This window comes from Nicoliella sp. ESL1113 (assembly GCF_058509245.1).
The window spans coordinates 227,334-248,969 of sequence record NZ_CP196388.1; the positions used below are offsets into that span (position 1 = coordinate 227,334).

Here is a 21,636-nt window from a genome sequence, read left to right on the forward strand (position 1 = left end):
AAATTGCCATAGTTTTTTAATTATTTCATGGAATTCTTTTCTTTTAAATTAATTGTGATTTGAGTAGAATGTATTTAACACATTAATTAATTGTCTGCTAAAGGAGGATAGTTATTATGAATGGTAAAGTATTTAAAACGGCACTAGCAACCATATTAGGTGGAATATCGTATAAGGTTGCTAAATCCAGCATTCAGGTCATGCGTGGCAATGGTGAACTATACGCCCCTTCCAAAAACTTTTATAACCCGAACAGCCGCTTAAACGATAAAAAAATTGTATTTATCGGTTCTTCAATTACCTCTGGAGTTACTGCCAAAGGCGATTCTTTCGTTGATTATTTAGAAGTCGAACATGGAGTAATCGCTCAAAAAGAAGCGGTGAGCGGGACTACCCTTGCCGGTAATGAACCCGATTCATATATTGAAAGACTAATAAATAACGTTGCCACTAACCAAGATCTCGATGCACTGGTATGCCAGCTATCAATGAATGACCAGAAGCGCAAAAAGCCACTAGGCACAATTAGTAATTCATTTAATATTGATGATTTTGATACCTTGACCACCACTGGTTCAATCGAATACATCGTCTCATATGCTAACGAACACTGGCACTGCCCCGTTATCTTTTTTACCTGCTTGAAAAAAGAATCCCCAGAATATGAACTACTTCGCAATCAGTTATTTAGATTACAAAGAAAATGGAATTTTGAAATCATTGACATCTGGAACAATCAATATATTCATAGACTAAATCAAAAACACCCTGAATACATGGCTGATGATAGCCATCCTACTAGGGCTGGGTATCGTTATTGTTGGACTCCGATATTTGTTCGCGAACTGGATCAAATTATTGGTTAAAAGGCTAATCACTAAAATAGTGATTAGCCTTTTAAGTTTAAAATAAATAATAAATAATAAAAAATAAATTTTTTATTATTCTTTCCATCTTTTATGCAGCTTGTTCTCACTATAATCTAATAAACTGCTTGGTTCGATGTCGTACTTACTACATAAAATTAATAATTGATCTAATACATCAGCTAACTCTTCGTGAAGATTATCATCCATTTGTGCTTTGGTCTTTGGAGCCTCACCAGGATGTTCACGACCAATTTCCATTGTCCTAATTGCCCGTGATAGTTCTCCTGATTCTTCAGTTAAAAAATTCATTCTAATCTCTGGTGATAAATCATACCATTTATGTTTTTTATAGAAATTCACTAACCATTTTGCATGTTGATCTAAATCCAATTTTAAGCCCCCTGATAAATTTACATTTATCATATCATAAGCAGAGCGCTATTTTTAAATTGATTAACTAAATGTCCCTTAAAGGGAGTTAATCGATTTCATGCAAAAACAGCTCAATTCAATTTTGGGATGAACCGAGCTGTCTTGATTATTCTATTTGATAATAAAAAATATATTTTTTATTATTTATTTTTTATTACTTATCTTCAGTGTTAAATTTTCCTGAATCAATTGCGTATTTTAGCATATCATCAATTACATCAACCATCTTTTTATCATTCAAAAACGCAATCTTTTTAATTTCGCGATAATAACTTTCACGAACTTGAATTGGTTTACTGGTTTGTTTTTGTCTTGCAAATGGACTTGTATGTTGTTCATTATCATCTAATTGTGAATTAGCCTGATTAGCTAAATTATTCAAAAAATCATTACTCATTTTCACTCGCTCCTATTCTACTTAACTCTTCATCCAAGGTCGTCTGATACATCTTAAGGGCTCGCTTATCCCAATAATCATTGTTACGAATTCCCTCGTCTCCAAACACCTTAATTCTTTCTTGTTGGTAAACGTAATTTTTGAAAACGGCATCCCCAAATGAATCCTTAGCACTATTGGATATTTCTGTATCAGTTTTAGCATTATTTTTCACAAGGTACAACACAACCCCTAAAACATTATAATCTGCCTGATAATCTTCACGTAGTTGATACATGTACTTAGCAGTTTTTAAAATCGATGTATATGCTTGGCGTTGGGTTTGAAGTACCAAGGTAATATAATCGCTAGCTAAGATTGCGTTGTTAGTAAAAGTTGAGAGGGTTGGTGGTACATCGAATAATATAAAATCATATTTAGCTCGAAATGGTTCGATCAGATTCTTTAATATCAAAGCCCGATCATGACGATTGTATTTTTCAACTTTCCCTGGCCAAGAACTTAATGCCCAGTCAGATGGAATCATGTCTAAATTATCAGTCACTTTAACGATGCTATTTGATAAGTCGAATTTCATTAATCCATCATAAAATGAAGTCTTAGGGTGTTCCTTATTATTGAAAGTTGTATTTATAATTTCAGTTGCGTTTGCTTGTGGATCCATATCAATTAATAACACTTTTTTACCCATTTGATTTAAAAGGTAAGTATCTAAAACCGTCATAGTGGTCTTACCGACCCCACCTTTAAAATTAAAATGAAGCAATACTTTTGCCATCATCATCCCTCCAATTTAAAATTAATTATAAATTATTTATTTTAAATTGTAAATATTTTATTTTTCATAATAAGTTATTATAAACAAAAATGCTGGTGGTTATTTGGATACTAAAAAATCAACTTAATTTGCGTTAAGCTGATTTTATTTATCATAGATTAAAAATTAAAATTGAATCAACCAATTGATTCATCCATTTGATAATCGATTAAAAGATTTAACTCGACAGCATATTCCATTGGCAGTTGCTTAGCAAACGGTTCAATAAAACCCATAATGATCATTTTAGTGGCTGCTTGTTCACTCAATCCTCTGCTCATCAAATAATAAAGCGACTCTGCAGAAATCTTGGACACCTTAGCCTCATGTTCAATGGTCGCATCCCCATTATTAATAATATTTTGCGGAATCGTATCGCTCTTTGATTCATCATCCATGATGATCGTATCACACTCAATATGTGACTTGGCACCATTACTATGCTCTGAGATACGTACCTTCCCGCGATAATTACAAGTTCCACCGGTCTTACAAATCGACTTTGAAACAATGTTTGAAGAAGTGAGCGGGGCGTTATGACGCATAATCGATCCGTTATCTTGATAAACGTGATGACTAGCAAAAGCAATTGACAGCATCGTTCCCGTTGCATGAGGACCATTTAAATCAATACTTGGATACTTCATCGTCACTTTAGACCCTAAGTTCCCATCGATCCATTCCATAGTTGCATTTTCAGCAGCAGAAGCCCGCTTGGTCTCTAGGCTATAGACGTTATCAGACCAATTTTGGATCGTCGTATACCTAGCAAAGCCGTCACGCTTCACAAATACTTCAACAACTGCCGCATGTAGGCTATCTTCAGAATAATTAGGCGCTGTACAGCCTTCAACGTAATTAACACTTGCCCCCTCATCGACAATAATTAATGTTCGTTCAAATTGACCAGTGTTGCCATTATTAATCCGAAAGAAACTCTGAATTGGAACTTGACAGTGGACCCCTTTGGGAACATACAAAAACACTCCTCCTGACCAAACAGCGGTGTTCAAGGCGGCGAATTTGTTGTTTTCAGGGCCAACTAGTTGACCAAAATATTCCTTGATCACTTCTGGGTATTCCTTCAAAGCAGTATCGGTATCGGTAAAAATTATCCCCATTTGAGCAAATTCTTGCTTTAAGTTCGCATAAACGGCTTCTGATTCGTATTGGGCCTCAGCACCTGCCAAATACTTGCGTTCCGCCTCAGGAACCCCAATTTTTTCGAACGTTTTCTTCATCCTTGATGGGACGTCATCCCAATCACGCGAAACGTGATCAGCAGCGCGTTGAAAATAATTAATTTGGTTTAAATCTAATTCAGATAGGTCTGGGCCAAAATTAGGCATTGGTAATTGATTGTAAATTTTAAGGGCCTTTAATCTAAGGTCTAACATCCATTCTGGTTCGTTTTTTTGAACTGAAATTTGCCTAACGACTGCTTCGTTCAATCCCGCTCCAGTTGTATAAATTGGCTCATATTTATCTTTAAAGCCATATTGATATTCATCGTTTAATTTTCTAATTGATTCATCCATCGTCAACATCTCCATTAATCGCTTGTAAAAGGGCCTTCCACGGCAGCATGACACATTTGATTCGCATCGGCAGTTTAACAATTGCATGCATTATCTGTGCATCTCCAAGTGATGCCTCAGTTGCTTTCGATAACGCTGCTCCCATCATTAGGCGTGAAAAACGGTCAATCAATTCATTAGCCTCTGGTAATGTTTTGCCAATCATCAGTTGTGATAACATTGCTAGCGAGGCTTTAAAAATAATACAACCGCTTGCTCGATAGTTGACTGAATCAATTACACTATTCTTTAGTTCAAGATTGAGCTGAATCCGATCACCACAAGTAGGGTTGCTAAGATTGACCATAAAGGTCGTCTTATTTAATGGACATGGATGCAATTGATTTGCGTAGTCCATAATGACTCGTTGATAAATTTCATTGATTTGCATGGTCAACAAAGAACTCCTTAGCCTCTCGAATTGTATTTACAAGCCGATCAATTTCTCGTTGTGAATTATAGATATAAGCACTGGCCCGCACTGCACCGTTCGTCCCCAATGCATGCATTAAAGGCTCTGCACAATGATACCCAGCTCGTACTGCAATATTTGCCATGTCAAGAATCGTGGCCACATCGTGGGGGTGTACACCATCGACGTTAAAAGAAACAATCCCCGTTTTCCGCTGCTTGGGACCGTATAGACTCACGCCGCTAATTTTAGCCAACTCATCATATAATGATTGACCTAAATTTTGACAACGCACTTGAATGTTGTTCATCCCCAGATGATTTAAATAGTCAATTGCAGCTCCCAAGCCTAAAACACCAATTATATTTGGCGTCCCCGCTTCCAGGCGCCATGGAATCGGCTGGACGGTAAATTGATCACGCATCACCATCTCGACCATCTCACCGCCTAATTGAATCGGCAACATTTTTGATAGATTTTCAATCCGCCCGTATAATACGCCGATTCCCGTTGGTCCCAACATTTTATGCCCAGAAAAAGCAATCCAATCGGCATTCCATTCGTTAACATCAACTGGTATTTCGGCAATTGCTTGTGCAGCATCTACGACCATTTGAGCTCCATGGGCATGTGCAATGGCTCCAATTGCTTTAACTGGATTGAGCGTTCCTAAAACGTTGGACACTGCCCCCACCGCAACGACACTTGTCCGATCATTGATAATCCTTTGCGCCTGTTCAATATCTAATCGACCACTAGCATCTATTTCAAGATACCTTAACCGTGCCCCATTGATATTCGCTAATTGCATCCAGGGCAGTAGGTTACTATGGTGTTCACTAATCGCCACAACAATTTCGTCCCCACGTTTGATCCGTGTCTTAAAATAACCATTCACGATCAGATTGAGCCCATCGGTTGTCCCACGGGTAAATATGATTGACCTTTCATTCGGGGCGTTAATAAATTTTGCAACCTTTTTCCTCACAGCCTCGTACTTGTCAGTAGTAGCTTGGGCAGCCGTGTATCCACTTCGATGGACATTATAACTGTCGTTAATATAGGCATCTTGAATAATTTTTAATACATTAGCTGGCTTTTGAGTAGTTGCTGCGTTATCAAAGTATGCCAGTGATTGATCATTATTGGTAAAAAACGGAAAGTGATTGCGCACTGATTCATCCAACATTAAAGCGATCCTCCAGTCTATTCATTAATTTATTTCTAATTGCACGTTCAGGAAATTGATCAACCAGCGGTAACAAAAAGCCCTTGGTCAACATTCGTTTGGCTGTAATCAAATCGATGCCACGGCTGTTTAGATAGTATAATTGATCAGAATCAACCTTCCCAACACTGGCAGCGTGTCCAGCAATAACATCATAATTATCAATCAATAACACGGGATTGACTTTCCCATGACTTGTTTCATCAAGCGTTAACAGCCGACTCACTTGATTAGAATAAGCGGATGAGCCGTTTGCATGAATAATTCCGTTGGTAAAAAAATGTGTTTTGGCATTATCAGCAACAACGCCGCGTTCGTTTATTTCACCATGGGTGTGAGGACCTTCATTAACAATTGATGTAATAATCGATTGCACCTGACTGCTCTCACCGAGGTTAACAATGTTAATCTGCCCAACACTATTTTGACCATCAAGATTAAGATTGCTTTCATAACGAGTATCATGATGATTGAATAGCCCAACAAAGGTTTGCAGGGATGCATTTTGTGCAAGGTATGCATTCAAAATGCGATGATTGCGGTAACTATTAGAATTAGCAGCATCGTAATATTTAACATGTGCATTATCACCTAGTAATCCTTCAACCACTAGACAATCATCACCTATTTCAGTTCGTTTATCTTCAAACATGACGGCTAGCTTTGAATTTGCGCCTGCAATGATTAAAACGTGTTTTTCTTGGGCCGAATGATCGAGCAGTTGACTAATGTTCAACGGTTTTCGAACAACTAGGTTCGGTGGTAAGTAAATGAATACTCCCGATTGAAGATAGGCCAGGTGCCTTGCATTTAATGCATTACTACGCCATTCCACCGCCTTTTCCATCAGATTTTCTTGAATCAAATTTGGATATTGACGAGCTGCACCCAATAGATCCATCAATACCATGCCCTGCTTTCTTAAATCATTTGGAGCATGGTTAGTTAAGTCAATTGGTTTTGCTATCAATGGTGGGATTTCAAATTGATATTTAGCTTGCTGACTGTCTAATGGTAATTTATTAATCATTGCACTCACTAATTGGCGTTTTATCGTAAGCCATTTTGGTTCTTGGTTGTGTTTAGAAAAGGATTCAAGCGTCATGTTAGTCATCATTCATCCACCAGCTCAACGTCTAGTCCAAGTTCATTTCGTAAGTTAGCATAACCACCATTTTCCAGTTTTTCAGCTAATTCTAACCCCCCGCTAGTAACGATCTTTCCGCCCATCATAACGTGGACCACATCGGGTTTTACATATCTTAAAATTCGATCGTAGTGGGTAATGATCAAGCAACTAAAATGAACTGAGCGCATTGCATTGATTCCATTTGAGACCACCTTTAAGGCATCAATATCCAATCCCGAATCAATCTCATCTAAAATCGATAGTTTGGGATCGATCATCATCATTTGCAAAATTTCGTTGCGTTTTTTTTCACCGCCAGAAAAACCTTGGTTCAAGTAACGATCAGTATATTCTTCTGGGATGGATAGTAACTTCATTTTCGCCGCTAGTTGGTTCATAAACTCAAAGACGCTTAACCGCTGTGACTTGGGACGCATTGCATCTACGGCAGCACGAATAAAATCAACATTCTTAATCCCAGTAATCTCAGTCGGGTATTGCATCGCTAAGAATATCCCTAACCGTGCTCTTTGATCAGTTGATAATTCATTTAGTCGAATCCCGTCTAATGTAATCGAACCGCTATTAATCGAATAACGACTGGATCCCATAATGGTTTGTGAGAGCGTTGACTTTCCCGTCCCGTTAGGCCCCATAATGACATGGATTTCCCCATCTGGAATCGTTAAATTCAATCCGTGCAATATCTCGGTACCCGTTTCGTTAATTTGAACATGTAGATCTTCTATTTTTAACACGTTATCCCTCCTATTAATGAATCAAACGATCCCACAAGACGACCTGGTTTTTTGATAATGACTCTGGAACCTTGATAATTCTTTGATTCGCGCTTCCTCTAAATTGAAGCGTCAAATCTTTTTGTGATTCTAAAAACCGCCCGTCAACTAAAATATCAATCAACGAAAGTAATTTTAGCTTGTCATAAGACTCCTGCATTAACTCATCCCAGGTATAGCCAGTCCAAGACCAAATATCTTTTGTATGCCCAAATTCCTTCCGAACTCGTTGGCAAAGTTTTAAACATACCTGTGTATTCAAAAAGGGTTCTCCACCCAGTAAAGTTAAGCCCTGAACATATGGCTTTTGCATGTCGTTTATGATCTGATCCTCTAGCTGTTGACTATAAGGTTGACCGTAGTGAAAATTTTGTGCTGCTACATTGTAACAACCAGGACAATAAAATAAACATCCACTAACGTATAAGCTACACCGAATGCCCTCGCCATCTACAAAATTGAACGGCTTATAATCTGCAACGTATTGCAAACTCAATTTATTAGCGCGCCATTCTTTGGGTGTCGGATTGTTTGGCCCTTTCATGTTCTGCCGCATTTTTGATCATTCCTCCTGTCATATGTTTTACACGCGCTGAGATTTCTACATGTCTCCCGTGAACCATTGGCCGCGCTTGTGGATTACCTAAATAACCACAAGTTCGCTTAACGACGTCACAATACCTGGGATCATGATTGCCACATTGCGGACAAACAAATCCCTTCGCAGTTGCATTAAAATCACCCTTAAAGCCACACTTAAAGCATTGATCAATTGAAGTATTGGTTCCTAGATAACCAACGTGATCGTATGCCCAATCCCAAACAGCCTCCAGTGCCTTAGGATTTTGCTTTAAATTTGGATATTCACAATAATGAATAAATCCCGCTGAAGCATAATGTGGATATGCTTCTTCAAAGGTTAATTTTTCAAATGGGTTCGGATTTTTGCGTACGTCATAATGAAAGCTATTTGTGTAGTATTCCTTATCAGTAATTGAATCGATTTTGCCAAATTTATCGATATCATCCTGACAAAACGTATCGGTTAAGGATTCAGCTGGCGTAGAGTACAAACTATAGTGATAGCCACTTTGCTGCGACCATTTTTGGCATAGTAGGTTCAGTTGCTTAACGATTTCTAAAGTGAATTCATGGGCAGTTTCGTTACGTTCCCAATTCGGACCAAAAAAGCTCGTTCCAACTTCATATAGGCCAATGTAACCTACTGACACAGTTGCTCGCTCATGGTTAAACAATTCATCCACACTATCATCATCACGCAACCTTTTGCCAAATGCACCGTACTTATAAAGCAGTGGGGCATTATAAGGTTTTGCCTCAGTACAGCGCTTGATACGATAGGCTAATGCTTCATGTACAATTCGCATTTTATCCCTAAAAATATTCCAAAATGCTGATTTACTTCCATTCGCATAAAGTGCGATTCGCGGCAAATTGACCGTAACTACCCCTAAGTTCATCCGACCAGCATTGATTTCATGTCCATCTTCATCTACCCACTTTGGCAAAAATGATCGACATCCCATTGGCGCCTTAAAATTACCAGTAATATCGGATAAAGTATCGTAATTCAATATATCTGGATACATCCGTTTTGTGGCACATTCCACCGCCAGTTGCTTAACGTCATAATTAGGATCGCTCGGGTTTAGGTTTAAACCTCGTTTCAAAGTAAAGGTCAGTTTAGGAAAGATTGCAGTGCGTTGCTCGACACCAAGCCCCTTGATTCTAATTTCGAAAATATCCTTTTGAATTTCTTTTTCAAACCAATTCGTTCCTAAACCAAAACTAACCGTTGTAAAAGGAGTTTGGCCCTGAGAAGAATAGAGCGTGTTAATTTCATATTCAAGAGCTTGCATCGCATCGTAAATATCTTTTTGGGTGCGTTGACGCGCATATTCTTCCTGTCTATCTTTAACAACCCACTTTTTAGCTTCCAGAATATGTTTTTGATAGTTTAACTTTGCAAACGGAGCGAGTACTTCATCAGCTCGATCAAATGAAATTCCACCGTATTGCAGTGAAGCAACGTTAGCAATAATTTGGGCAACTTGAGCGGTGGCAGTCTGAATCGACTTTGGGGAAGCAACCTTTGCGTTTCCAATCTTAAACCCATTGTTCAACATGTTCGCAAAATCAACTAAACAACAATTAGTTTCAGGGGTTGCTGGTGAATAATCTAGATCATGCCAATGAATATCACCACGTAAATGGGCCTTCGCAACTAATGGTGGTAGCATTTTTAATCCAATCGCCTTGCTTGCCCGTCCCGCTTGTAGGTCACGCTGAGTATTGAATACGTTACTATCCTTATTCGCATTTTCATGAACAACTCTAGCGTTCTTATCAAACAACTGTTTGAGGTTCTGATCAATATCAGTTGCTTCCTGCCATCTTTTTTGATCTTGTTTATAATATTTTTGATACTTTTGTAATTTATCATATAATTTATTATTAGACAATAAATTGTTAAAACATTCACGAATTATGCTGGTTTTTAATTCATTATTACTTACAGCCGTTAATAATGAATTATAAAATTGGCTTTTTAGATCTTCATTAATAGCTAATTGATTAAATAAATAATCTAATTTATAACTAAAAAATGGTGTTTTTTCGCCACTTTGTTTAATGACTATCACTTGGTTGATTTTTTCAGATCGCATTTTCAATCATGACCCTTCTTGAATTTGATATTCTATATATAGTGCTACATATAAAGATAAAGCACATATATAGTGTTATCAAGTCCAAGCCCATTCAAAACCAAAAGTTAGTCTACAATCTAATGTGGCTTGGAATTGGTATAATAATATTTGGGTCACTGCAATATTTTTTGAAAAAATTTTTTTAGTTGTAAGCGATATTTAAACCCCTTGCATTAATCAATCGTCTAATATTGATTATAATTTCACAAATTAACAGAATGTGTTTCATTTCTATGTAAAAAAAGCCAGCCACAATTAAGTGACTGGCTTTTAAGTTATTAATTAATTTGTTTATTTTTCGTACTCATCCAACTTAGGGACCTTAATATGCCGTTTGTTAGCTTCTTGCTTCAATGCATCTAAACGTGCTTGAAGATTACGCTGTAATTTAACGGATCTTTCAATTGATCTCTGAGTGTTGTGAGTCAATTCGATCAATTCTTCATCGGAGTATCCTGCTAAGTGTTGTTCAACAAATGATGTCTGTTGATAAGCATGGATAAACATACTATAACCCATTTTACCGACCCCAGCAATTCCTGAACTCGCATTCTTAATGGTTGGTTCAGTACTAAAGTGATCGATATGGTAAACCAATTGTTGACTAAAGTGTTGGTTCCAATAGTTGATCAGTGGTCCAGCAAAGAAGGCAACCACTAATGTTAAAACCCCAACGGCTCCATGGGCAACAAATGCAAGGACCATGAAGAAAACATCTTGAATATTTCTAACTAATTGATATTTAATGTGCAACCGACTAGAAAAAATTGGTGCGATCGCATCATACGGAGAAGCTCCTAAAGATGGCGACATATATATTGATGTTCCTAATGTAAATAAAATCAATCCAGCAATAACATCAACAATAACGACATAGATTCCACCACCATGAGGAAAAATAATCCCATATAATGATGAGAACCACTGAATTTCATAACCTACTAACACCATGTTCAAAATCGTTCCAATCCCAATTTGCTTGCGATCGAATATCAGCACTAAAATAAATAGTAATCCATTGACCATCAATTGAAATGAACCTAATTCTATGTGCAACGAGTTTGAAAAACCAATATTCATCGCAGTAAATGGATCCATCCCTAAGTTAGCTTGCTTTAAAAACGCTGCCCCCATGGAAAGAATGGCAATTCCAACAAATGACATTATCGATCTTAATGTAATATTGATAAATTTATGATTTTTTTGCGGTTGTTTATCAAAGTCGTCTTCTGATTGAGCACTGACAGCTTTAAATCCTGCCAATTAAATCAACTCCCTTAATTAATATTTGCAATTCTATTATATAACACTTTCCAGCTTTTTTTTAAAAAAGCGCTTACAAATATTTTTCAAGCTTTTGTGAACGCTTTCAAAACGCTGTTATGAATGCGTTTTCATCGTTGTTTTTATGCAATTGTAAGCGCTTTTTTTCTAAAGATTCCTTTACCTTTGTCAAAAAAGGGTATACAATTATATTCATAAATTTAAATTCGAAATGTTATTATTATAAGGGAGTTTTTCAAATGAATATTTTAATTGGGTTAGTGCCAGCTGCGCTATGGGGATTGATGCCCTTAATCGCTGGTAAAACTGGTGGTAGACCGATCAACCAGCTAGTCGGTAATACCTATGGTGCCTTGATCGTTGCGATCGTAATTGCATTGTTCAAACATCCACAACTATCATCAAGTGCATTTATCTGGTGTTTAATTTCTGGTGCATGTTGGGCCTGTGGACAATTATCACAATACTGGTCGTTCCCAGAAATTGGGGTTTCAAGAGCAATGCCAATCTCAACTGGTGCTCAGCTAGTCGGAACATCAGTAGTGGGAGTGCTTTTCTTCGGAGAGTGGGCAACTGGAACTGATAAAATATTTGGTTTTCTTGCTTTGATTCTAATCATGATTGGAATTTTGTTCACTACCAAGACTGATAAAGAAGATGCAAGTAAGGGACTCGATCCTGCAGTCCTAAGAAGGGGAACCATGGTTTTACTATTAGGAACGATCGGCTACGTTGGTTTCTCAGCTCTTCCTCAAATTCCGGTTGTAGATGGTTGGAGTGCTTTCTTCCCTCAAGCAATCGGAATGGTAATTGCATCAATTATTATTTCATTCTTTTACCGTGATAAGAACGAACCGAACCCCCTAACAGACAAGCGTTCGATTGCTAACATTGCTGTAGGAATCGACTTCGGAATCGCAACTGCCGTTTATATGTACTCAGCTAAAGTCAACGGAATTGCAACTGGGTTTACACTTTCTCAAATGAGCGTAATCGTTTCGACTTTAAGTGGAATCTTATTGCTAGGCGAAAAGAAAAGTAAAAAGGGTCTCACCTATGTTACTATCGGACTAGTTATCGTTGTTGTTGGTGGTATCATTACTGGATCATTAGGTAAATAAAAGATTTGTTATCATTAAGTCATCATTGATTAAATTCAATGATGACTTTTTTAGCGCCTTTCAATCTAATAGTGTAGTATCATTAATATAGTAATAAAAAATTGGAGGGATCTACATGAAAATTGGAATTTTAGGAGTCGGTAACATGGGTAGTGCAATTTTAAAAGGATTCACAAATAAACTGGATTCAAACAATCTTTTTGCTTTAAATCCAGTTAATCCACGTGTTGAAGCACTTCAAAAAAAGCTGGGGTTTAATCTATTTAATGACCCTAGTGAATTCAAAAAACAAAGATTAGACGTTGTTATCTCTACCGTCCCAGCTGATATTAACGTAAAGGTAATTAGACAATTAAATGGGATTAGCAACCATACGATTATTATCTCTGCAGCAGGGGGAATCAGAATTACTGAAGTAAAAATGGCACTTCCTAACAATCCAATCGCTGCAATTATTCCAAACACTCCAGTCTCAGTTAATCATGGAACGATTGCAACGAGCTTTGCATACGATGTTAGTAAGGAAGATCAAAAAACCACCAATGAAGTTTTAAGTTTATTAGGGGACGTAATAGTCACCAAAGAAGCTAATTTAGGAATTATTGGAACGATCGGTGGTTGTGGACCTGCATTTGTAGATGTTTTTATGGATGCCATGGCTGATGCAGCTGTTCAAGCAGGACTAAATCGTCAAAATGCATACAGGGTAATTGCTAGTATGGTAGCTGGATCAGGTCAATTAGCATTTGATACTGGAAAAACTCCTGCAGAGTTAAAAGATAAAGTCACTTCACCTGGGGGCACCACGATTAAGGGCGTAACTGAATTAGATGCTAATGGCTTCAGAAATGCTGTCATTAAGGCAGTTCAGAGCGCTAACGAATCAATGTAATTTATAATTAATTATAAATTTTAAATTATAAATTTTAAATTATTAATAAAAAGCTTCTTATAGTGGCCAATAATGGATCTAAAAATCATTATTGGCTTTTTTTAGCCATTTTTAGCGATCTTAACTGTTATCAATGTATTTTATCATTTAAACAATTAAAGTCTTTAAAACACGCTTAAAACAAATCAAAATGAATTTAATTCTAAAATGTAAATACCATTCAAATTGTCACCTTAAAGTTTACGAAATTCTTCTAATTTTTTCAAAACTGCTTGTTTTTGGGCTTCAGTTGCTGGTTTTACCTTTGGTTGATAATCTTTTCTAAGCCATTCTGGAACTGGTTTTTTAATGATCCTATTTGAACTAGCTGCAATTGGGGTAATTAGTTCATCTTTTTTTAATCCAAAGGCTTCCAAAAAGAATGTTTTCATGGATTTCATTAAGTATTTAGAACGTTCTTCCATTGTGGCAGGTAAATAACTAAAAATATGTTTTAGTTGCATTGCGAGTTTGTTTCCTAGGTTGGTATTATTTTCAAACCTTGTGATTGGACTGTTTAGTAATTTATTCTTCCTTGCAATGTTTGTTTTCGCATTTAATATAACCCCCATCATTGAGTGTGCCTGTTTTAAATCATTTTTGGTAAAATCTAATATTTGATCAATAACGATTTCCTTAACGTTTAATTTTCCACAAACTGCTTTTTTCCATTTAGCAACTGATTTGTTTGAGAATTCGTCACTTGTGTTAACTGTATTACTTTTTGATTTAATTTTTTGATTCTGTTGACTCTGATTAGGTTGCACTTTTTGCATTTGTGGAGTAGCAGAATCTGCATTTGTTTGTTGCAAATTTTGCACCTTAGTTGATTTAAATTTAGGCAAGAACAATTTGTCAGCTTTACTGAATTGCTTTTTCTTAATTAATAAGCCTAATTTGACCAACTTACTGAAGATTTGGCCCACTTTACGAATTGATACCTTTAGCGACGTTGCCATTTGTTCGAGCGTGTAAATGACATAGTAATCTTGTTTTTTAGAATCGAAAAACTGCTTACTGGTTCTTGATGATTTCATTCGATCGCATAGTAGTGCATATGTGATGACTTCATCGTTAGTTAAGTTTGGGTCTTTAATTAGGTTAATGTCTAACATGATAAATTGCATAGCTATTCCTCCTGGAATAGAAAAAGAGGAGCAAGTATAATTACTTGCTCCCCTTCTAAAATATGTATTTTAGGACTAATTAAATAAGCTATTAATATTGCAAAGATAATAGCAATAAGCTATAATAAAAGCATTCGTTGGAGAATTATCTCCAACCATCTAGTCTTTTTATAGTTAGTTACGTTTGTAACTACTTTTAATTTAATAGTTTTTTTAATTAGAGTGTTGGGAGAACAAGTAATTTGGGTACTTGTGATCTGTTACTAGGGTTACTGCTGTGAACAGTTGCTCTGGAAACACTCTTTTTTCTATATTCATTTTTAAATATCCAAAACTAAATTTTTAGGATATACATTGTTTTTTTATAATTTATAATTAATGAACCATACAATTTGGTAGGTTTTTAATTACAAGAAAAGAATAACTGTAATAATAAGAATAGTCAATAGCATATTTTTATGTATGCTTGCATACATGTATTTATTACTACATGAATACTAGTATGTACACATACATGACTACATATATCCAGGTATGCAATAATACATGGTGTTTGAAAAATCATTGATATAGGCACTTTTAGAAACTTTTTCATTGCATACATTAATACAAGTATTATATAATACTTGTATTAATTAATATAAAAATACATTTATACAATAATACGTACAAAAAAATTTTTTTAAATTTTTTTTGAGGAGCAAATTTTATGGCAAAAATAGTGACTTTTGGTAATTTTAAGGGTGGTACTGGTAAGACGACAAATAGTTGTATGATTGCATATCACTTGTCAAAAAAAGGATATAGAACGTTAGTGGTTGATTTAGATCCTCAAGCAAACGCAACTGCACTTTATTTAGCAACTAAACAGGCCCAGACTAAGGAAGTCGTTAAATTCGATACGACCTTAATGACCGCAATTAGCGATAATAATATTGAAAGTATTGTAACTAAGATTAAGGAAAACCTGTATTTACTTCCTAGCTTCGCTGATTTTACTTCATATCCATTGTATTTAGAAAAACTGTATCCAGGAGCGGATAACCAATACCTTAGAGCAATTCATTTTTCCAAATTACTAGAGCCGTTGGAATCTCAATTTGACTACATCATTATTGATACGCCACCGACCGTTAGTTTGTACACTGATTCTGCTTTAATGTCATCAAGATATGTAATTGTAGTTTTGCAAACTCAAGAACGTTCATATACTGGTGCTGAAGCATATATTGAATACCTACAAGAGTTGATCGATAATTATAAGGCTGACTATGATATTTCAGGAATATTACCTGTTTTATTAAAGAAAAAATCACAGGTTGATCAATTAATCCTCGATCAAGCTAAGAAGCAATTTGGGAATGATAATGTCTTTGAAACCATCGTTAAGAATATGGAACGACTAAAGAGATATGATATTATTGGCATTGTTGATCCAGATAATCCTAATCAAAAGCATGATATTCATGATCAAAAGGTGCATTATCTATATGACCAAATTACTGATGAATTTATTAAGCGGGTGAAATAATATGAGTGATCTATTAAAAAAGAATCTAGAAAATCAAAGTCGCAACAAAATGCCTAAAAACGTTTTTTCTAGAAACGAGTTGAGCAATGATTTTGATAATAAAATTAAAAAAATTGAGAAGTCTAGAAAGCAACGTGAAAAATCTACTAGTATTCGGGTTTCAGTTGATACTGCAAACCAATTAAATTCATTAGTTAGTGTTTTGGGACTAGATAGTGTGACAGAATTATTAGGCCAGCTATCAGAATCAGCAGTCGATAACTTAACTGATGAGGAAAAAATTGAATATAAAACCATGAAGAAAATTTTAGATAAGAAGAGGAAATAGAAATCGGGATAACTTCAGATGAAGGGATTCCCTTTTTTATTATTTAAAATTTATTATTTATTATTTATTATTTATTATTGTTATGAATTTATGATTTTATATTTTTTTACTTAAAAATAAGTTACAATAACATATATATGAATAAAAAAGGAGCTTAATAATGAAACGCTGGATTAAAATATTAGTCATTCCAGTTATCCTGGTTCTGATCTTAATTTTTGGAATCATTTGGCGAATAGACCAAAATAGCGAGGAAAATGATCATGTTAAGAATTACGGGATTACAACTGGATTGAATCTAGATGCCGCTCGGACTTACTATAAGCCACAAACAATAAAGAAGTTTATTGATACCTTAAGCGAGCATAATGGAAAGTACCTAATGCTGCATTTGACTGATAATGAAAACTTTGGCATTGAAAATGAATTCCTTGGACAAACCGTTAAAAATGCAAAATATGTAAATGGTGAGTACATTAGTAAGAAAACGAATCAGCCGTTTTTATCTAAACAACAATTAAAGGAATTAATTGCTTATGGAAAGGAAAAACACGTTTCGGTTTACCCAGAAATTGAAATTCCTGGACATAGTAAGGCGATGATCGACTTATTAAAGGCCAAAAAGTATCCTCACCTTAATTCAATGCTTGCGTTTTCAAATGAATTTGACTTTGGTGCTGATGGAGTTACAACATTATATAAGAAGGTAATTTCAGAATATATGTCGTTATTACCTAAGAATAGTTACTTCGGAACTGGTGGAGATGAATTTTCAATTGATGGGCATTCAGATGAGGTTTCAATTAGGCAGTTCGATAATAATATCAATCGTTATCTAAGAAGTCATGGAAAACAAATGATGGTTTGGAATGATAGTATTGTAAAATCGCAAGTTAATAAGTACGATAAGACAATCGTTGTTAACTATTGGAGTCAATCGAGTGCCGTTTCAGATCCAGCTAACCGTAAATCGCTATTAGCTTTAAATGCTACGTTACCTGAAATTAATCGGGCTGGTTTAAAAACTTTTAATGATAATCAGGCAATAACATATGTAGTTGTTGATAAGGGTAGTTTGGATAAGTCAGGACTTGATAGCTTTAAACAACGGTTATCAGGGTTTAATTCTGGAATGTGGGATGATCTAGATTCAACCCAACAAGCACCCAACAGTAATAACTTAGGTAGTTTCGTTTCAATTTGGTCAGATGTTAATAACGGCTATAATGGCGAACAGATTCAAGCTAAGACGCTCCCATGGTTAAATGCTTATTTCGACAGAATTAATAAATTTAGTTAATCGCAAGTATTTATCATTTAAGTATCTTATAATTGTTAGTTGTAATCTAACGATTTATAGGGTACTTTTTATTTGCATTTGATAAACATATTAAAAATAAATTATAAATTATTTATAATTATGGCTATTATTTCATATTTTAATTATATGTCTGTTATAATGATGGTAAATATATTAATGTGAGGGAATTAATCTAATGACACTAAAGTATAACACAGCAATTGTTCATTTTATTCAACTTAGTAATAACAAACCATTATTTCCAAAAGCCTATAAATTTTTTATTCCAGCTAAAATGAAATCATCATTATCAATTGGAAGTGTTGCACTTGTGCAAAATCATATTCAAGAAAAGAAATTTTTATCACCAGTTGTGATCACAGGAAATATTACTAAAAAGAATTCTAGAAAGGAATTTAAGTCACTATCTAAAGATACCGGCGAAATGTTTAGTTCCTATTTAGAAAAGCATATTGCAAAAACGACCGAGTATTTTGATAAATATACTAAGGAAGATAACGTTAAATAAAATTTCATAGATATTACAAATAGTTAAAAAAAGTTATGAACTTGGTTTTTGTCGTTTTAAGATGATATAATTACGTTAATACTTAATAAATAAAGGAGTTTTTATAATGAAGAAAAAACAAATTTTTGCAACAGTATTAGTTGCTGGAATTATTTCACCATTATTTGCATTTGGGAATGTTGCTAGTGCCAGTGCTAAGCCTACATTAACACCAAGCGTTTCATATAATTCAGGAAAACTTAGTTTTAAGGGGTCTGTTAAGGGTTCCGCTGCTAAGAACGTTACAAAAGTTGTTGTTAAGAAGGGTAGCTCAAAATTTGCTACTGCAAGCGTAAAGAGTAAGAAATTTAATCTTTCAAAGGCTTTTAGTGGTAAGAATAACTTTACTATCTATGGTACCAACAAGGCTGGTAAGAAGTTAACTAAGAGTTATACGATTAAAAAGTCACAATATGTAACTCCAGATCCTACTTACTACAGTATTGACCGTTCGAAGGCTGGTAAGGTTGCTGTTAGACTTTATGATCAAGGTGAAAAGAATGTTACCTTCTACACTAAGTTTAATGGTTATTCATTTAATACTAGTAATGATACTGCTGGTGGTACTATCACTTACAACTATCCATCTACTGCAGATTACACATTATCTGTTTATGCAGTTGCTAAGAATAAGATGGCAAGTAACACTGTAGACTTACCTGAAGTTCATGATGGACAAGGACAAACTAACCCAGAAATTTTCCCATTCTAAAATCCATATCAAAAAAGGATCAACCTTAAATGGCTGGTCCTTTTTTTATAACAAAAAATAAATAACAAGCAATAAATAATTTATTATTTATTGCTTGTTATTTAGATTGGTTTCACAAATAAAAACATTAAATTAAAAGCAAATCCCCGTCCCAAACCAATTTTAGGGTTTTTAAAAATTCCGTTATGGTTATGATGTTGGGCAATGCTTGCAGCTAATACCATTAAAACGTAAACGGAGACTAAAGCGATAATTCCCCAAAAGTATTCTCCCTTAGTAACAAATAGACTGATCAAGATACTAATGAAAACAATGATATCTAATATTCCAATGATTATATATAGTGCTTTTTGTTTATTTTTAAGCATATCGTTCACTTCCTAAATCACATTGTTTTTGATTGAAAATTTAAAAACTTAGCAAATGGTTTTAATAATTGTAAAATAGCAACTTTATATTTTACAATATTTTTACAATTAATATACAATAAATCTAAATTCTTAGTTTATTATTAAGATTGTTAAAATAAATTAAAGAGGCGGGATATTAACATGAAAAAAAGAATTCTACGTTCCAGTGTATTAATTGGTTTAACACTTTTAAGTATTAGTAGCATCACAAATGCAAAGGCCGATAAGAAGAGTACTAATAAGGCTTTGCTTGAAATTGATACTGATCATAAATCAGACGCAGGAAGATATTTCATTCAAGATTATAAAACAAACACAAGTGCTAATACCACAGCACAAACCAATGCTTCAATTGACTTATTATCACAAATGAACAATCTTTGGCAACCTGGTTCTGATTGGAACAACGGAAAACGCCTTAACACGAAGATTTTAGACGAAAATATTAATTATAATTACAACATTGCTAAAACAAGAACGAAAGCTGAAGAAGATGCATCATGGTTAGATGATAAAAATGACATGGGTTATTCTGCTCAAGAGGGACTTGGGACGCTAACTGATTACTTCAGAAAAGAAGCAAATATTACTGGTGGATATACATCAGTGCCATCAGATGCAGAAACTAAGGATTACGATACTAACTGGAGTAAACAAGAAGTAACTGGTGACCCTAACTCCAGCCTAGGAAGTGTTGTTAAATTAGCTGATACTATGAAAGATGGTAACTATTCTTCAAGTAGTACATCTAAGAAGTTTTATAAGTATCCACGTCCATTTAGATGGAATGATTTATCAAACATTACTAACGCCCAAGATAACGGGGTAATTATTCCAACGTTAAAACTATCAGCAAATGCTGATCCTACTAATGATTATGGATTCCCAAGTGGTCACACTAATAGTGCATACTTAACTGCATACGCACTTGCATATGCTTATCCACAAAAATTTCAATCATTGATCACTAGAGCTTCAGAAGTAGGAAACAACCGAATTGTTGCAGGACGCCACTCGCCACTAGATGTTATCGGTGGTCGAGTATTAGGGACTGCATTAGCAGCAGCTATCTTGAATGACCCTGCAAATGCCCAACTTAAAAAGGAAGCGTTTGACCAAGCTCAAAGCATCCTAAAGGAATCCAAGGCTGACAATAACAGCTATGGAATGGACAACAAGGAAGAAAATGCTCAAAAATATAACTTCCGCTTAACTTATGGTTTCTCAAAGATTGCTAACTCTAAGCACACTTACGTTGTTCCTAAGGGTGCTGAAGTACTTTTGGAAACTAGATTACCATACCTTAATGCCACTCAAAGAAGAGCAGTTCTTGCAACTACCGAACTACCTACTGGATATCCAATCTTAGATGATGGTGAAGGTTGGGGTCGTTTGAACCTCTACAACGCTGCTAATGGTTATGGCCAATTAGTTTCTGATACGACCGTTAAGATGGATGCATCTAAGGGTGGTTTCAATGCTGCTGATACTTGGAGTAACGACATTACTGGGGTTGGAAAACTAACTAAGACCGGTACTGGTGCATTGACATTAACTGGAAAGAACACATACAAGGGTGGCGTTGCTGTTAAGGATGGTTCATTAGTAGCAGCAAATAACGCAGCTCTTGGTAATGGATCTGTTAGCGTTAGTGGTGGTGATCTTAAGCTTAGTGCTAAAAAGGTTACCGTTAAGGGTACTTACAAACAAAGTAGCAAGGGCTCAACTTCAATTGCTAAGAAGGGCCGCTTAGTAGTTAAGAAGGGGGCAACACTTGGTGGAACCCTTAAACTTAACGGTGGTGAATTTAAGAACGGTGATAAGATTATGAGCTACGGCAGTCACAAGGGTAAGTTCAGTAAGGTTACTGGATTATCTCATGGTCTTCACATTGTATACAACAACCATGATATTAGCATTGCTAAAAAATAATTAAA

The 21,636-nt window shown here is 35.3% G+C and carries 22 protein-coding genes; 9 read left to right on the plus strand and 13 right to left on the minus strand.

The annotated features are described in order from the left end of the window. The first annotated feature begins 116 nt into the window (after positions 1–116). Positions 117–866: an SGNH/GDSL hydrolase family protein gene (locus tag ACSYTJ_RS07815; protein WP_491720277.1), complete on the plus strand. Its 750-nt coding sequence runs from the start codon at positions 117–119 to the stop codon at positions 864–866. 75 nt (positions 867–941) lie between these two features. Here the strand turns inward: ACSYTJ_RS07815 and ACSYTJ_RS07820 are convergent, their stop codons facing one another. The 11 genes from ACSYTJ_RS07820 to ACSYTJ_RS07870 form a co-directional block, all read right to left on the minus strand. Beyond that, entirely contained in the window at positions 942–1,259 is a 318-nt protein-coding gene (locus ACSYTJ_RS07820) for a MazG nucleotide pyrophosphohydrolase domain-containing protein (RefSeq protein ID WP_491720278.1), read from the minus strand. Between the two features lie 196 nt (positions 1,260–1,455). After that, positions 1,456–1,698 carry a hypothetical protein gene (locus ACSYTJ_RS07825; protein WP_491720279.1) on the minus strand — a complete coding sequence of 81 codons (243 nt, stop codon included), beginning with the start codon at positions 1,696–1,698 and terminating at the stop codon, positions 1,456–1,458. Beyond that, entirely contained in the window at positions 1,691–2,476 is a 786-nt protein-coding gene (locus ACSYTJ_RS07830) for a ParA family protein (RefSeq protein WP_491717563.1), read from the minus strand. Before ACSYTJ_RS07830 ends, ACSYTJ_RS07825 begins: the two co-directional genes overlap by 8 nt. Before the next feature lie 176 nt (positions 2,477–2,652). Beyond that, positions 2,653–4,053: a Fe-S cluster assembly protein SufB gene (sufB, locus tag ACSYTJ_RS07835; protein WP_491720280.1), complete on the minus strand. Its 1,401-nt coding sequence runs from the start codon at positions 4,051–4,053 to the stop codon at positions 2,653–2,655. Next, positions 4,046–4,483, minus strand: coding sequence for a Fe-S cluster assembly sulfur transfer protein SufU (gene sufU / locus ACSYTJ_RS07840; protein ID WP_491720281.1), 438 nt, complete (start codon positions 4,481–4,483; stop codon positions 4,046–4,048). The genes sufB and sufU overlap by 8 nt, the downstream gene beginning before the upstream one ends. Continuing rightward, positions 4,470–5,693: an aminotransferase class V-fold PLP-dependent enzyme gene (locus ACSYTJ_RS07845; protein ID WP_491720282.1), complete on the minus strand. Its 1,224-nt coding sequence runs from the start codon at positions 5,691–5,693 to the stop codon at positions 4,470–4,472. The genes sufU and ACSYTJ_RS07845 overlap by 14 nt, the downstream gene beginning before the upstream one ends. Beyond that, entirely contained in the window at positions 5,683–6,846 is a 1,164-nt protein-coding gene (locus ACSYTJ_RS07850) for a SufD family Fe-S cluster assembly protein (protein WP_491720283.1), read from the minus strand. Before ACSYTJ_RS07850 ends, ACSYTJ_RS07845 begins: the two co-directional genes overlap by 11 nt. After that, positions 6,846–7,619, minus strand: a complete 774-nt coding sequence (gene sufC, locus ACSYTJ_RS07855; RefSeq protein WP_491720284.1) for a Fe-S cluster assembly ATPase SufC — start codon at positions 7,617–7,619, stop codon at positions 6,846–6,848. The genes ACSYTJ_RS07850 and sufC overlap by 1 nt, the downstream gene beginning before the upstream one ends. Before the next feature lie 13 nt (positions 7,620–7,632). Further along, a complete protein-coding gene (gene nrdG, locus ACSYTJ_RS07860) occupies positions 7,633–8,214 on the minus strand; it encodes an anaerobic ribonucleoside-triphosphate reductase activating protein (RefSeq protein ID WP_491720285.1) in 582 nt (193 codons plus the stop codon). Further along, the gene (nrdD, locus tag ACSYTJ_RS07865; protein WP_491719415.1) at positions 8,159–10,345 is read right to left on the minus strand and encodes an anaerobic ribonucleoside-triphosphate reductase; all 2,187 of its coding nucleotides are present in this window, start codon (positions 10,343–10,345) and stop codon (positions 8,159–8,161) included. The genes nrdG and nrdD overlap by 56 nt, the downstream gene beginning before the upstream one ends. A gap of 333 nt (positions 10,346–10,678) precedes the next feature. Beyond that, on the minus strand, positions 10,679–11,650 hold the full coding sequence (locus ACSYTJ_RS07870; RefSeq protein ID WP_491717556.1) for a YczE/YyaS/YitT family protein: 972 nt from the start codon (positions 11,648–11,650) through the stop codon (positions 10,679–10,681). Between the two features lie 260 nt (positions 11,651–11,910). Here ACSYTJ_RS07870 and ACSYTJ_RS07875 point away from each other — a divergent pair, with 260 nt between their 5' ends. Continuing rightward, on the plus strand, positions 11,911–12,792 hold the full coding sequence (locus ACSYTJ_RS07875) for a GRP family sugar transporter (RefSeq protein ID WP_491717555.1): 882 nt from the start codon (positions 11,911–11,913) through the stop codon (positions 12,790–12,792). A 115-nt stretch (positions 12,793–12,907) separates the two neighbouring features. Next, positions 12,908–13,684, plus strand: a complete 777-nt coding sequence (gene proC, locus ACSYTJ_RS07880) for a pyrroline-5-carboxylate reductase (RefSeq protein ID WP_491717554.1) — start codon at positions 12,908–12,910, stop codon at positions 13,682–13,684. Between the two features lie 233 nt (positions 13,685–13,917). Here proC and ACSYTJ_RS07885 read toward each other — a convergent pair whose 3' ends face one another. Continuing rightward, entirely contained in the window at positions 13,918–14,850 is a 933-nt protein-coding gene (locus ACSYTJ_RS07885) for a replication initiator protein A (protein WP_491717553.1), read from the minus strand. Positions 14,851–15,559: 709 nt separating this feature from the next. On the opposite strand from ACSYTJ_RS07885, the gene ACSYTJ_RS07890 reads away from it, so the two are divergent. The 5 genes from ACSYTJ_RS07890 (at position 15,560) to ACSYTJ_RS07910 (ending at position 19,289) form a co-directional block, all read left to right on the plus strand. After that, positions 15,560–16,381: a ParA family protein gene (locus ACSYTJ_RS07890; RefSeq protein WP_491717552.1), complete on the plus strand. Its 822-nt coding sequence runs from the start codon at positions 15,560–15,562 to the stop codon at positions 16,379–16,381. A 1-nt stretch (position 16,382) separates the two neighbouring features. Next, complete coding sequence (locus ACSYTJ_RS07895; RefSeq protein ID WP_491717551.1) at positions 16,383–16,709, plus strand: DUF5388 domain-containing protein; 327 nt, start codon at positions 16,383–16,385, stop codon at positions 16,707–16,709. Positions 16,710–16,869: 160 nt separating this feature from the next. Then, positions 16,870–18,009, plus strand: a complete 1,140-nt coding sequence (locus ACSYTJ_RS07900) for a family 20 glycosylhydrolase (protein WP_491720286.1) — start codon at positions 16,870–16,872, stop codon at positions 18,007–18,009. A 196-nt stretch (positions 18,010–18,205) separates the two neighbouring features. Next, positions 18,206–18,538, plus strand: coding sequence for a hypothetical protein (locus ACSYTJ_RS07905; protein ID WP_491717549.1), 333 nt, complete (start codon positions 18,206–18,208; stop codon positions 18,536–18,538). A 106-nt stretch (positions 18,539–18,644) separates the two neighbouring features. Continuing rightward, positions 18,645–19,289, plus strand: a complete 645-nt coding sequence (locus ACSYTJ_RS07910) for a hypothetical protein (protein ID WP_491717548.1) — start codon at positions 18,645–18,647, stop codon at positions 19,287–19,289. A gap of 101 nt (positions 19,290–19,390) precedes the next feature. Here the strand turns inward: ACSYTJ_RS07910 and ACSYTJ_RS07915 are convergent, their stop codons facing one another. Then, on the minus strand, positions 19,391–19,657 hold the full coding sequence (locus ACSYTJ_RS07915; RefSeq protein WP_491717547.1) for a hypothetical protein: 267 nt from the start codon (positions 19,655–19,657) through the stop codon (positions 19,391–19,393). A gap of 183 nt (positions 19,658–19,840) precedes the next feature. Between ACSYTJ_RS07915 and ACSYTJ_RS07920 the strand changes: the two genes are divergently transcribed. Beyond that, the gene (locus ACSYTJ_RS07920) at positions 19,841–21,631 is read left to right on the plus strand and encodes an acid phosphatase (protein ID WP_491720287.1); all 1,791 of its coding nucleotides are present in this window, start codon (positions 19,841–19,843) and stop codon (positions 21,629–21,631) included. The last annotated feature ends 5 nt before the right edge of the window (positions 21,632–21,636 follow it).